We start from the raw sequence: 13,478 nt of genomic DNA on the forward strand, positions 1-13,478 counted from the left end.
AAAGCACATCCAGAGGAGGAGAAACGTTTGGCACGCTGGCTCACATCTTCGTTACAAAGGAAGCTATCGGTCGTCGTGACGGCTTCAATGATTGTGCCATTGCTGGCGTTGGGTCTGTTCGCCTTTCTGATCTCTTCCCGCATTACAGAGCAAAAAACAAAGCTGTCCGGCATGGATACGCTGAAACAGGTGGAAGCAAATCTTCGTTATATGTTACAAGATGCCGAGAATCTCTCCATTTTCCTGATTGGAGAACGGGACATCCAGCAGTATCTTAGCCACAATGAAGATCATGAGCTGGACCGGGTGGATATCCTGGGCAGGATGACCAATCTGGCGGCTTCCAAGAAATATATTGCGAACATCGCCATATATCCAAGCCGATTCGATGCCACATTGTCTACGGCTACCTGGTATGAATCCAATAATTCAAGCTTATCTTATCCACCAGTGCCGAGCGGAGAAGCATTGAAAAAATGGACGGGGGTATATCCGGTCCAGAATTATGCGGGTATACAAAATGTGATCACATTGGTTCGGCCGATTCGCAGTATCCATGATTATCGACCCATCGGCTGGTTAGCCATTAGTCTGGATGAGAAGGCCATATCCAAGGGATGGGCCGCTCTGGGATTAGGCAGAGGGCAGGGCAGACTGGAGCTCATCGGCAGTTCTGGAGAGATTCTGTCTTCGATGGACAAATCCCGGCTTGGACTTAAGCTGGAAGGTGTCGAACCAGGGATTACAACGTTAATTCAGGATGGCGGTAGCGGAACCACCACGTATGGCAGTGGTGACGATAAACGGACGTTGCTCTATTATCCGGAAGAACTGACCGGTTGGACGTTGGTCGGAACGGTTCCCTATGACCAGTACAAGTCGGAGAATCGGTATATCCTTATTCTAACCGGGTGTGCCGTTGCGATGTCTGCTGTGATTAGTGCTGGCTTGGTCTGGTTTACGGTGCGGCGTGTGACGAGGCCGCTTCGTGTGCTTACCAGACATCTGTCCCGAATTGATCCGGAGCGTCCTCTTCCGCTGTTCCGGTCTGAAAGTGATGACGAGATTGGCAGGCTTGGGGAGAGTTACAATCTGCTCGGTGCACATATTCAGTTATTGAAGGAAGAGGTTATTCGAGGTGAAGCTCGCAAAAAAGAGGCAGATCTTCGAGTGCTTCAGGCGCAGATTAACCCGCACTTTCTCTATAACACGCTCTCTTCCATTCACTGGATTGCCTTAATGTCTGAAGAGAAGAGAATTGCGGATATGGTTGAGGGCCTGAGTGATTTTCTGCGTATCAGCTTGAATAATGGTCAGGATTACTGCCCTGTGGAACAGGAGATTGCTCATATTCGCCATTATGTGCGTGTGCAGTCGATTCGTTTCCCTGATCAATTTGTGTTGCATTATATCGTAGATCCAGCGCTTGAGAAGCGAATGATGCTGAAGTTATTGCTGCAACCGCTTGTTGAGAACGCCATGATTCATGGCATTCAGCCCAAAGCAGGCGTGGGTACCATCACCATAATGATTCGTAAGGACCCGGATAATGAACAGATGAATGTGCTGGTGCTGGATGATGGTGTTGGCATGGAGCCGGACAGACTGGAACAACTAAGGATAAGTATTAGGGAATGGAAGGGAAAACAGCCGGAAAAACAGCTAAACCAAGGCGGTTATGGGCTCTGCAATGTAAATGAGAGACTGCTGCTCCATTATGGAGCGGATGCACAGCTTGAAGTAGACAGCAGGGTTGGGGGAGGTACCCGGATTTCGTTTTCCATTCCAATCTTGGAGGGTTCGCCATGAGACTATTAATTGTTGATGACGAAGTCATTATCCGTACAGGGCTTGCCAGCGTTATCGCGTGGCATGAACTCGGAATTGAGCTTCTTCAACCTGCTGCCTCGGCAGAGGAGGCGTTAACACGCATGGCTGAGGAACGTCCGAATATCCTGATGACGGATATTCGGATGACAGGCAGATCGGGGCTGGAACTGGCAGAAGAGGGACTACGATTGTTACCTGAGCTGGAGGTCATTATTTTGTCTGGATACGATGACTTTTCTTATGCCCAACAGGCCATTCGCCAAGGTGTTACAGATTATCTGCTCAAAACAAGCAAGCCGGAAGAGATCATCAAAACCGTATTACAGGCCAAACAGCGAATCACGGAACGTTGGGCAGAGAAGTCCAGAGAGGGCCAGCTTATGCGGGAGAATCGAGAGCGGTTATTTGCTGGATGGATCATTGATGGTGACACCGCTTCGGGCCATTTTCCTTCATTCTTGCGATCTGATGCTGGAAAAGAGGCAGGGGTTGTTGGCCTTGATGATGAACAGATTCTCAGACAAGTCATTATTCTTCGAGCAGAGGGTTGGGATCAATCCTCGGATGCGCTATTACGATTTGCGGTGCAGAATACCCTGGAGGATATGTTACCTGGTGCCATTGCTCATGTAGAGAAACAGCAAATTATCTGTGTAGTTTCATGGCCGCCTGTGGAACATGAAACTACGTTCAGGCTGGAGAGTGCACTACGTCGGGTGGAGCAATTACTGAAGTGCACCCTGCGCGCAGCGGTAGGTCTGCCTATGCGTGGATATGCAGATCTGCACGAAAGCTATAGAACTGCTTCAGTTGCCTTCCGATATCGGGGTTTGATGGATGATAAAGTATGGCATTATGAGCACGTTCAGGATCGCCAAGGTGGTAAAACTGTACTTACGCACGAAGAGGAGACCAGACTTGGTACAATATTGCTGGATAATGATTCAGTCACGTTAACGACATGGACGCGGGAACTTGTGGCTAATCTGATTACAGAACCGGAGGTCACACCAGAATCGTTCAATGCTTGTTTGCACTCGGCTGTCATTGCAGGTCATCGCTGGCTGACTCGCACAATGCGAGCCACAGGGCGTGAAGAACCCGCAAGGCTCGAGCCCTGGTTGCCGGAACCGGATGCCGAAGCTGGTGACCTCGGGGATATGCTGTTCCATCATCTGTATGGTCTGATGCATGTCTATCATAGCCGAATGGGTCAGGGACAGGCTGCCCATGTGCAGAAGGCTATCGGTTATATTGAATCTTCATTGGCGCAGGATATTAATCTGCAGCAGGTAGCTGGACATGTTCATTTGCATCCGGGTCACCTCAGTGAACTGTTTAAAAAAGAAATGGGTGTGACCTTCGGAGATTTTGTCACCGATATGCGTATACGAAGAGCGATGGATATGCTGGCGGTGTCTCCAGCGAAGGTCAGTGAAGTCGCTGCAATCAGCGGCTACGAGGACGTGAAATATTTTAGCAGACTGTTCAAAAAACATACGGGCAAGACCCCGAGTGAGTATCGCGAAGAGGCGTTGTTGTTCAAGCCTTCGGGAAGTTAGAAATGAGCAGATTAGGAAACATGTTTTACCTTTCTGCAAACGTTTTCGATATGGTATTACTTAGGGTTATTGGAGAGTGAGGGCATACTGATGAAGACCTATAGTTCAAGTCAGGATTTATCGGGACAATGGAAGATACAACATTTTGAAGTTGGAGAGAAGCGGGCAATGGATGTGGCAGCAGCTGCGCTGGATGACCGTTTCTGGATTGGGGCTGAAGTGCCTGGCGATGTACATGCTGCACTGGTTGAGCGCAGTATCATTGATCCGCCCTATTACGGACATAATGATGCCAAAAGTCGCTGGATTGAGCAAAAGGAATGGTGGTACCGCACAACCTTCAATCTGGTGAGCGATGCAGAGACAAAGGAGCACTTTGAATTAGTGTTCGAAGGATTGGATACGTTTGCAACGGTATATGTCAACGGCCATGAGGTCGGGAAAACGGCCAATATGCTTATGTCACATACGTTTAATGTAACGTCTCTGGTACGCAGCGGCTGGAATGCGATTGCTGTCAAGTTTGATCCGCTTCACCTGCATCACCGGGACAAAGAAACCTTTGACTGGTCCTCGTATACGAAGGAACGGCCATGGTTGCGCAAAGCAGCGATGAACTTTGGCTGGGACTGGGGTCCACGCATGGTTACGGTGGGGATCTGGGGTGCGGTAAGGCTGGAAAAACGAACAATCGCCAAGCTGGAAAGTGTATATGCTCGAACGGAATCAGTCAGTTCAGAGTTGGCAGTCTTACATGTCACTGCGGATGTGAAGTCGGTCTTGTCTTACCGTAACAGACAGAAACGTGAGCAGGCTGTGGTTGCGACCTGTAATGTTCGTCTGTTGGATCGCAGTGGACACGAGGTGGCAGGTGTCACTGAACTACCCGTAGAGGGTGGTATAGCAGATACCACATTAAACGTTACGTCACCTCAGTTATGGTGGACTCATGATCTGGGTGAGCCGTATCTGTATACGCTGGAGGTTACATTATTCGCCGATGGCGTTGAGGTGGATCGTTATAGCGAGCTTTATGGGTTACGAACGATTGAGCTGGCTCTTCACAATGAACGGGGTGAAAATGCATTTACTTTTATTCTGAACGGAGTCAAAGTATATGCCAAGGGTGCCAACTGGATCCCGGCTGATCATCTGATTGGCGCCATCCCAAACTCTCGGTATCGTGAGCTTGTCGAGCTGTCGGTGGAAGGGCATATGAACATGTTGCGTGTCTGGGCTGGTGGTATATATGAGAAGGATGTCTTCTACGATGAGTGTGATCGGCAAGGGGTGTTGGTGTGGCAGGATTTTGCATTCGCGAATGCACTGTTCCCGGATTTCAATCGTGATTTCATGGATAATGTACGGCATGAGGTAGAAAACAATGTCCTGCGCCTGCGTAACCGTGCCTCGCTTGCCCTCTGGTGTGGGAATAATGAAATAGATTGGCTCTATGATATGAAGTCTGCAAGTGGAGATATTACCAGCCCGTTCTACGGTGAACTTATCTATCATGAGCTGATCCCTGAAGTGCTGGAGCGATTGGATCTGTCTCGTCCGTACTGGCCTTCTTCGCCGTTCGGGGACAGTAACGGTCAGGATGCGAATGACCCGGATGTGGGGGATCGCCACAATTGGCAGGTATGGCATGGTTCGGTCTATCCAAGGAAGCATGGAGAGCCGCCGCTGCTGGACTACAGCATTGAAGGTGTAACGTTCAAAAATTATAAAAAGGATCATGCGCTGTTCAGCAGTGAATTTGGTATGCACGCCTCGGCCAATCGTTACACACTGGAGAAAAATATGCCCGCAGGGCAGTTTTACTGGGGCAGTCCGGAGATGGCCTATCGTAACAAAGATACCAATCACCAGAAAGGTATTCTGCTTATGGAGGGTTACACAGGCATTCCGCAAGATATAGAAGAGTATATGAACTACTCCATGCTCACTCAAGCAGAAGGGCTGCGATATGGAATTGAACATTTCCGGCGCATCAATCACCGTAACAGCGGTGCGCTTGTATGGCAATTGAATGATAGTTGGCCAGGAACAAGCTGGTCCATGATCGATTATGAACTGCTGCCGAAGGCATCCTTTTATTATGGGAAAATATTCTTTCATCCTGTTCTGTTGTCACTGGAGCATGAGACGGGTGAGCCGCTTGCGTTGTGGGTTGTGAACGATACACGTGACGTCTTGAAAGGGGAGCTTCGACTCAATGTCTATGCATTGAATGGAGAGAAGATCTACTCCAGCTCACATGCTGTTGAGGTAACATCCCAATCCTCACGGTGTATTGCTGAATTAACTGAAGTACAGGTGTTACAGGGTAGACGCGCGGAGGAAGTAATGGTTGAATTGGTATCCGAAGGATTTGCGGCACCGAGTAATCGATACTTCTTGCGCGATCCTAAGGATGTGAAGTTGCCAGAGTCGCAATTGAGCGTACATGTGAACGAGGAGGAGCAGTCTGTTACGGTTACGGCCAGTGGTGCGATTGCACGATTGGTGAAGCTGGAGCTTCCCCTTGGGCGTGTCCGATTCAGTGACAATTATTTCGATCTGCTCCCCGGTGAGAGCCGAACAGTGAGACTACGTCATCCAGAGCAAACGTCTCTGCCTCTGACGGAACTTCGAGTTAGTGCCATGAACGGCAGAGAAGGATAAAATAATAATCACAGACTTCGAATCTTATTCGAGGTTCAAGGTGGTAATCCTGAGCAGGGATGCCACCTTTTTTACTTTTGCAGCAGGGTGAGTTCCTGTCGTTGTGTCAGGTGGTTTAGTCCTTATTCCACAAGCGAAACTTCCAATCGGGTTCACATCTTGAATCATTAAGGTTAGAATGATATAGAGAAATCGTTTTCAAAGGAGGTGGATTCATGTCATTTGTCTTTTATCCGGAGATGGTTATATTCATTCTGATGTTGATCCTGCTGATTATTGGTATTGTATATATCGTTCGTAAAAGCAAACAAGTATTGCGCCGCTTAAGCAATCTGGAGAAAGCAGTATATGAAAAAGATAACATCTCATCCTATCCGAAGGACGTTGATACTGTACAAGAAGCACCCAGAGAAGACACGTTTGCTCCACGCAAACGAAAATGAAGAAGGATACGGAATTACATAAAAAAAGATAAACCAGCAAACCAACAAACCAACAAACCAAACAGCCGATTCTTCTCTATGAGGAAGTGATCGGCTGTTTGGGCATATAGGCATTTTATCTGTATTAACTGGGTTTAGAGAAAGGATTCATACCGCTGTTGGAAAGAGGATTCCATCTCCACTTGTCGTGCAAGTTGCTGCTGTACCTTTGCACCGCGAATCGTCTGAAGTTCCTGAAGTTGTGCAGTGGAACTGAATTGATCTGCAGCCATTTGGACAAGTAATTCGGAGAGCACATCCGCATCTTCGAGCGCGGCATTAAGTCCAAACGCACCGGTTGGTGTCATGGTATGAGCGGCATCACCGATGAGTACAACATTGTCCTGTGCCCACGACGGGCAATAGCTGCTTTCGACAGATAACAGAACAAAATCACTCCAGCTCTGAATGTTGGCAGCTACAGAATCAGACAGGCAAGGAAAAGCAGATACAAGTTTATCTACAAAAGGAGCAATCGGCTGCTCTCGCAGCTTGGAGTAAGCTCCTTCGGGAATGTTCCATCCAATCTGAACATAACCGCCGAACTGTGAGAACAGTGCGAGCTGTTGACCATCCATGCTGGCCATTCGAACAGCGGGTTCCCAACCTACGGGTGCCGGAATGCGTGCCCAGAGCAGATCATACCCATGCTTACGAATCTCCGGGGTTATACCGGAATGTTTGCGTACAGCAGAGTATCTGCCATCAGCACCCACAATTACAGATGCTTCAATGGAGGCAGGAACACCCTTCTGCCGAATGTTAATACCCACGACCTGGCCGTTCTTGTCTCGTAACAAACCGGTCATAATCGTATTGAATAGTACTTGTTCATATGAACTGTGCTGCTGAGCATGCGACACGATGGCTTCCAGGAGATGATCTTGGGGTACATGAATACCAACATGAGATTCTCCATTGCCTGGTGATACCGTAAGAATAATCTGCCCATTTTCCCAATACTGAATCTGTTCCAAGAGCAGCGCTCCTCGTTCCTGAATGAGGGAATAGAGGCCGTGTTTATTTAAAATGGCTTCGCCGTCCACATTAAGCAACTCCCCGCGAAACGACTTGTGCAGGTGGGGCTGCCGCTCAATGAGCATCGTGGAGATTCCTTTTTGATTCAGTAAATAAGAAAGCAAAGCACCGCCAGGTCCAGCGCCGACGATGCAAACGTCCGTTTTGAGTTGTGATTGTGTATTCTGATTCATGTGCATAAGTCCCTTGCATTATAATGGTGACGCTTTATTTACTTTATAACAACAGATTTATTAAAATCATTAAGTAACTAAAAGTAACTTTAAAGATATAGGTTATTATAAACAAACCCGTTGTCATAATGCAATAGGCGAAACCCAAAATAAAACAAGAGTCTTGCAGTCAACGATAGGGTGTCGGATACAAGCGCATTTTTCACAAACATCATAGTGTAAATATGTTACAATATAAGGTAGGTTATGATGAAAGGCAGGAGGAACGTTTATGAGCCCGGATACGGAGCGAAACTCTCAATTGGCAAATGTGGATCAATTGTTGGAGGCCTTCTTCAGATATAAAAATAAAGTATTGGATCAGCAGCAGAAGACCGAAACCAACTGTAAACTGAATCCGACAAAAAGTCATATATTGGGCATGATTTTACGTGAAAAACGCTGCATGGCGGTTGATGTGGCCAGACAACTCAGTTTGTCTTCCGGCGCAACCACCATTGTACTGAATCAACTGGAGACGGAAGGGTTGATCCAGCGGGTGCGCAGTGAAGAAGATCGGAGAATTGTTTGGCTGTCCTTAACGGATGAAGGCGCGCAGCTTGCCAAGACACTTAATGCGAATCGCGGCCGAATGACGTGGGAATTGTTGCAAGCACTTTCCGAAGAGGAGCAACAGCAGATGTTTGGCATGCTGAAGAAAATTGAACTGAAACTGCTGGAGAACATGAAGTCGTTTGAGCAGATCCACCGGTAGTCCATAATATGACTTGATTCCTTGAAGACGTGAGTCCTCATGAGTTCGTCCCTAATTGCGGGGGGGATGAACCTTGAAGACTGGCGTTTTTGAGTTGGTTTACAAATGAAAGCGAACCACATGATCTGTCATGCCTTCTTGGATCAAAATTTCTTTTTGCTTGCTGCCCATTAGGTCAAAGTGGGGAAAGGGCTGCCGCCGATGAATGTATCGCGGGTCCAGCCCATGATCGTTGCACCAACGTTCGAGACGTTCCAGATCTGCACAGCCAACTTTGGTGACACTGGTGATACCGGGGAATCGGTTGTCAATCCAGAAGTGAGTGAGGTACGCAATCTCACCACGAGCCACTTGTTCCTTCCACGCAGCAAGCTCCTGTCGTTTAATTCCAAATGCCATAGATGCAAGTTCCTTTCCAAACGGGTATTGTCCTGAGCATATTGTAACATCTTATATACAGAATCCATCAGAAATCTTTCATTCAGACTAGTCTGAGGCGAGTTGATTGGGTATATGAATATGACAACATTTTTATAATAAAGGTTGGATTATGTTAAAATAAACCTATACAACAAAGGTTTCACCACTTCTATAGCGGAAAGGGATTGTCATCATGGAAATATTTATTGCCGTACTTGTGTTACTGGTACTGATTGGTTTATCCAATATTTTAAACCGGTTTGTACCCTTTATTCCCATTCCGCTCATTCAAATTGTGCTTGGTGTAGCTATAGCTTTGCTTCCCGCAGGTGTTCACCTGCCATTGAATCCGGAATTGTTCTTTGTACTGTTCATCGCACCTTTGTTATACAACGATGGTAAGCGAACGCCAAGGAATGAATTATGGAATCTGCGTGCACCGATACTTCTGCTTGCACTAGGGCTTGTATTCGTGACAGTAGTCGTGGCGGGATATGCCATTCACTGGCTGATTCCTTCGATTCCGTTACCTGCTGCTTTTGCTCTTGCAGCCATACTGTCCCCGACAGATGCTGTGGCCGTTGGCGCCATGGCGGGCCGGGTACATTTGCCCAAAGGCATACATAGGCTTCTTGAAGGTGAAGCATTAATGAATGATGCATCTGGCCTCGTGGCCTTCAAATTCGCAATTGCAGCCACAGTTACAGGTGTATTTTCCCTGGCGAATGCAACCTTCAGTTTTATTCTGATTGCGATTGGCGGACTTCTTGTCGGGGCATTGTTATCTTTTCTGTTAATCAGGCTAGGGGTATGGATCCGTAGATTGGGCATGGAAGATGTGACCATTCACATGTTGCTGCAAATCCTGACGCCATTTATCATCTATCTGGTGAGTGAAGAAATTGGGGTATCAGGTATTCTTGCGGTAGTGGCAGGCGGTATTATCCACGCCATTGAGCGTGACCGCGCTGAATCGGTTCAGTTGAAAATGCAGGTGGTATCTGCGAGCACATGGTCAGTCATTTTATTTATACTAAATGGTCTGGTGTTTGTTATTTTGGGTGTACAGGTACCGGATGTGTTGAGTACCATTTTTGAAAATGTTTCGTTTAATAATCTGCAGGTGTTGGGATACGTGGGCTTGATCTCGGTGCTACTGCTGGTTCTGCGTTTTCTCTGGATCTATCTGTTCTGGCAAGGGAATGAATTGCTGCGTGCCAAATCCTCTATTGGCCGGCCCAGATTCAAGGATATTACGATCATTTCCCTCTCTGGGGTGCGGGGAGCTGTTACATTGGCGGGTGCGTTCTCCATTCCTTATGTGCTTCAGGATGGATCACCTTTCCCTGAACGGGATCTGATTATTTTCCTCGCGGCAGGAGTTATCCTCTTCTCCCTGATTGCGGCGAGCGTGTTTCTTCCAGTTCTGGCCAAGGACGATGGGAAATCTACAGAAGAAACACCGCAGAAGTCAGAACGAAAAGCACATGACATTATGCTGAATGCGGCAATACGAGCTGTCAAATCCGAAATGAACGATGAGAACAAAGCTGCGGCACTCGCGGTTGTCTCCGACTTGTCCAAGTACATCAGACAGGCCGCAGGTCAGCTTACCGCCGATAAACGCAAAGATATTCAGAAACAAGAAACGGCTATTAACCTGATTGCCACCCGGGCGGAGCGTAAAGAAGTTGAAGTAATGCTGGACGAAAATGCAATTGCTTCTGATGCGGCCTTCAAATGTGACAGCTGGCTGGATCGCAAGGAAATGATGCTGGCGAATCGCGCAAACACTCAGTTCATGACCTCGATCAGCGAGATCGGGCGTGTGTTAGGACATCTGTTCACCAACCGGTCCGAGAAGCCGAATCAACCATTCATGCTTGAAAATGCAGAACTGTTCCGTCAGGTGAAGCTGCGCACCTCTGAAGCGGCAATTAAGGCTATTCGTGCCCAGATGAACGATGGGAATCGAGTTGTCGCACTGTCGGTCATTGCCAAGTATGAGCGTGTAATTGCCAAATTGCGCACCTGGAACCAAGGTAAAACGGAAGATCCGTTTAATCAGGAGAAATTGGAGTTGCAGATGGTGGCGATTCAGGAACAGCGTAATACAGTGCAACAACTGTATGAAAACGGCGAAATCACCCGTGATGTGGCTGCGAAACTGCGCCGGTTTATTAACGACGTGGAAGCAACTGCGCTGAAAAACACCTAATCCGATAAATCCGATATTTTAAATATGCTAAACGGTTTGATATAATATGGGACAAGAAAGACGTTACAACTAAATTATACTTATTCGATCAGTGAAGGAGAGATGAGACATGACAGAACAACAAATTCGGTTGGGCAAGACGGATCTGATCGTGAATCCCATTGGACTGGGTGCGAATGCAGTAGGCGGACATAATATCTATCCGGACATGCTGGATGATGAGACAGGTAAGGAAGTAGTTCGTACAGCTTTAAAACAAGGTATTAACTTTTTGGATACGGCATACATCTATGGACCGGAGCATTCCGAACGACTGATTGGTGAAGTACTGAAGGAAACTGGTCAGCGGCAGAATACCATCATTGCAACCAAGGCAGCTCATAAATTAGTGGATGGCAAAATTGTCATAGATAACTCACCTGCTTTTCTGAAAACAGCCGTGGATGAGGCGTTGAAACGTCTGCAAACCGATTACATTGATCTGTTCTACATCCACTTTCCGGATGAACATACACCTAAGGATGAAGCGGTAGATTCGTTAAAACAATTAAAAGACGCTGGCAAAATTCGTGCCATTGGCGTATCTAATTTCTCCATTGATCAGTTGCGTGAAGCCAACAAGGACGGGCATGTAGACGTACTGCAATCTGAATATAATCTGTTCAAAAGAGATGCGGAGAAAGAGCTGTTGCCGTATACGGCTGAGCATAACATTTCTTTTGTTCCTTATTTCCCTCTGGCAGCGGGACTGCTGGGCGGGAAATATAATCGTGATACAACCTTTCAGGATGGACGGGCAAAGAACCCGCTGTTTACAGGTGAAGCTTTCATTGAAAATCTCGATAAAGTTGAACAACTGCGCAGCATAGCACAATCCAAGGATGTTGAGGTCGCTCATCTGGTTCTGGCCTGGTACCTGACTCAGCCTTCTATTGATGCATTGATTCCGGGTGCCAAGCGACCAGAGCAGGTCATTAACAATCTGCAAACATTAAATGTGGAATTAACTGCTGAGGAAATTGCAGTCGTGGATCAGATCTTTCGTTAATGAGTTCGGGTGAATCGGGAAATGCTAACAGGGAGTTTACGTATGAAGACAAAGTGAGGACACCACATGAACCTGAAGGTAGCCCGAGTCATCGGAATGTTCACGCTAATTATTTTGCTGGGTAGCAGTTCTGCCTATGCGAAGCCTGTACAGAAGAACCGTCAGTATTATGAGGAACGAGGAGAGATTGTGTGGGAAGTTCCCACACAGGATAAACTCATCGCCCTTACCTTTGATGATGGACCAGATCCGATTCAGACTCCGCAGATCCTGGCTTTGTTACAGCAGTATCATGCTAAAGGAACTTTTTTTGTACTTGGCAAATGGGCAGATAAATTTCCTAAACTGATTAAGCAGGAACAGCTCGAAGGGCATGAAATCGCCAACCATACGTATGCGCACACGTATGCAGTTCGATCAACTAGTGCGGACAAGTACATGAAGGATATGAACGAAGCGGAAAGTTCCATCATTAAAGCTGGCGCGGAGCGTCCCCTGTTGTTCAGACCACCGGGCGGCTATTACAATGACATGGTCATCCAGGCTGCCAAACAAAAAGGGTATACCATTGTACTCTGGTCTTGGCATCAGGATACACGGGACTGGGCTTCTCCAGGTGTATCGGCTATCGTTAACAAAGTGTTGAAGAACGCACGTAATGGGGATATTGTACTTTTTCACGATAAGGTGGAAGGCAAGTCGCATACGGTAGCAGCACTCAAAACGATCCTGCCGAAATTACAACAGCAGGGCTACCAATTCGTTACGGTGTCTGAGCTACTTGCTGTAAAGGCACGCGAAGCCGCGAAGGATGGAACTTCGCCCTCGTCTATTTTGAAGCATGTGCAGCCCTGAACATGGTAATCCAATTAGAAACCGTAGGTCTCAGTTGAAGAGACCTGCGGTTTCTTTATCTTGGTCTTCATATCAACCATGGAATCAGGCGTAGGAGGTTATTGCCGTGTCCCTTTTGTTTTGAAACCAAAACGTCTACAATAGATGGAGCTTTGTGTTTAAGGGTTATATAGTATACAAGATATGAATTACGACATAGAGGAGAGTGAACATAATGAATGGACAACAACGTGTAAATATTAAGCCAGGTCTGGAAGTGGACATTGTGCTGAAGCAGGATCAAGCTACAGGTAAGCTGACACGTGGCACTGTGAAGGATCTGTTAACCAAGTCACCTACGCATCCACACGGAATCAAAGTACGACTGACGAGTGGTCAAGTGGGACGTGTGAAACAGGTCATTACAGGAGGCTCGAACTAACTGTGGCCCA

At 47.2% G+C, this 13,478-nt stretch carries 11 protein-coding genes; 9 read left to right on the forward strand and 2 right to left on the reverse strand.

Translation table 11 applies throughout. The annotated features are described in order from the left end of the window. The first annotated feature begins 27 nt into the window (after window positions 1-27). The 4 genes from MHH92_RS10295 (at window position 28) to MHH92_RS10310 (ending at window position 6,502) form a co-directional block, all read left to right on the forward strand. Entirely contained in the window at window positions 28-1,809 is a 1,782-nt protein-coding gene (locus tag MHH92_RS10295) for a cache domain-containing sensor histidine kinase (RefSeq protein WP_340903552.1), read from the forward strand. Then, window positions 1,806-3,392, forward strand: a complete 1,587-nt coding sequence (locus tag MHH92_RS10300; RefSeq protein WP_340903554.1) for a helix-turn-helix domain-containing protein — start codon at window positions 1,806-1,808, stop codon at window positions 3,390-3,392. The genes MHH92_RS10295 and MHH92_RS10300 overlap by 4 nt, the downstream gene beginning before the upstream one ends. Before the next feature lie 90 nt (window positions 3,393-3,482). Then, window positions 3,483-6,059: a beta-mannosidase gene (locus MHH92_RS10305; RefSeq protein ID WP_340903556.1), complete on the forward strand. Its 2,577-nt coding sequence runs from the start codon at window positions 3,483-3,485 to the stop codon at window positions 6,057-6,059. Between the two features lie 215 nt (window positions 6,060-6,274). Continuing rightward, window positions 6,275-6,502 carry a hypothetical protein gene (locus MHH92_RS10310; RefSeq protein ID WP_047842410.1) on the forward strand — a complete coding sequence of 76 codons (228 nt, stop codon included), beginning with the start codon at window positions 6,275-6,277 and terminating at the stop codon, window positions 6,500-6,502. Window positions 6,503-6,636: 134 nt separating this feature from the next. Here MHH92_RS10310 and MHH92_RS10315 read toward each other — a convergent pair whose 3' ends face one another. Beyond that, a complete protein-coding gene (locus MHH92_RS10315) occupies window positions 6,637-7,752 on the reverse strand; it encodes an FAD-dependent monooxygenase (protein WP_340903559.1) in 1,116 nt (371 codons plus the stop codon). Between the two features lie 271 nt (window positions 7,753-8,023). Here MHH92_RS10315 and MHH92_RS10320 point away from each other — a divergent pair, with 271 nt between their 5' ends. Then, on the forward strand, window positions 8,024-8,506 hold the full coding sequence (locus tag MHH92_RS10320) for a MarR family winged helix-turn-helix transcriptional regulator (RefSeq protein WP_036609579.1): 483 nt from the start codon (window positions 8,024-8,026) through the stop codon (window positions 8,504-8,506). Window positions 8,507-8,605: 99 nt separating this feature from the next. Here the strand turns inward: MHH92_RS10320 and MHH92_RS10325 are convergent, their stop codons facing one another. Beyond that, window positions 8,606-8,905, reverse strand: a complete 300-nt coding sequence (locus tag MHH92_RS10325) for a hypothetical protein (protein ID WP_047842412.1) — start codon at window positions 8,903-8,905, stop codon at window positions 8,606-8,608. A 214-nt stretch (window positions 8,906-9,119) separates the two neighbouring features. Between MHH92_RS10325 and MHH92_RS10330 the strand changes: the two genes are divergently transcribed. From MHH92_RS10330 to MHH92_RS10345, 4 genes are all read left to right on the forward strand, one after another. Then, window positions 9,120-11,144, forward strand: coding sequence for a Na+/H+ antiporter (locus MHH92_RS10330; RefSeq protein WP_253507341.1), 2,025 nt, complete (start codon window positions 9,120-9,122; stop codon window positions 11,142-11,144). Window positions 11,145-11,253: 109 nt separating this feature from the next. Further along, on the forward strand, window positions 11,254-12,192 hold the full coding sequence (locus tag MHH92_RS10335) for an aldo/keto reductase (protein ID WP_253507344.1): 939 nt from the start codon (window positions 11,254-11,256) through the stop codon (window positions 12,190-12,192). A 66-nt stretch (window positions 12,193-12,258) separates the two neighbouring features. Then, window positions 12,259-13,047 (forward strand): polysaccharide deacetylase family protein, encoded by a 789-nt coding sequence (locus MHH92_RS10340; protein WP_340903561.1) that lies wholly within the window; start codon window positions 12,259-12,261, stop codon window positions 13,045-13,047. Between the two features lie 214 nt (window positions 13,048-13,261). After that, a complete protein-coding gene (locus MHH92_RS10345) occupies window positions 13,262-13,468 on the forward strand; it encodes a YwbE family protein (RefSeq protein ID WP_340903563.1) in 207 nt (68 codons plus the stop codon). The last annotated feature ends 10 nt before the right edge of the window (window positions 13,469-13,478 follow it).

This window comes from Paenibacillus sp. FSL M7-1414, assembly GCF_038003195.1.
GTDB lineage: Bacteria > Bacillota > Bacilli > Paenibacillales > Paenibacillaceae > Paenibacillus > Paenibacillus amylolyticus.

Bases quoted from the DNA above. Each gene is read 5' to 3' on its own strand.
- MHH92_RS10300 (WP_340903554.1), top strand. From the start codon at position 1,806: ATGAGACTATTAATTGTTGATGACGAAGTCATTATCCGTACAGGGCTT.
- MHH92_RS10305 (WP_340903556.1), top strand. From the start codon at position 3,483: ATGAAGACCTATAGTTCAAGTCAGGATTTATCGGGACAATGGAAGATA.
- MHH92_RS10310 (WP_047842410.1), top strand. From the start codon at position 6,275: ATGTCATTTGTCTTTTATCCGGAGATGGTTATATTCATTCTGATGTTG.
- MHH92_RS10315 (WP_340903559.1), bottom strand. From the start codon at position 7,752: ATGAATCAGAATACACAATCACAACTCAAAACGGACGTTTGCATCGTC.
- MHH92_RS10320 (WP_036609579.1), top strand. From the start codon at position 8,024: ATGAGCCCGGATACGGAGCGAAACTCTCAATTGGCAAATGTGGATCAA.
- MHH92_RS10325 (WP_047842412.1), bottom strand. From the start codon at position 8,905: ATGGCATTTGGAATTAAACGACAGGAGCTTGCTGCGTGGAAGGAACAA.
- MHH92_RS10330 (WP_253507341.1), top strand. From the start codon at position 9,120: ATGGAAATATTTATTGCCGTACTTGTGTTACTGGTACTGATTGGTTTA.
- MHH92_RS10335 (WP_253507344.1), top strand. From the start codon at position 11,254: ATGACAGAACAACAAATTCGGTTGGGCAAGACGGATCTGATCGTGAAT.
- MHH92_RS10340 (WP_340903561.1), top strand. From the start codon at position 12,259: ATGAACCTGAAGGTAGCCCGAGTCATCGGAATGTTCACGCTAATTATT.
- MHH92_RS10345 (WP_340903563.1), top strand. From the start codon at position 13,262: ATGAATGGACAACAACGTGTAAATATTAAGCCAGGTCTGGAAGTGGAC.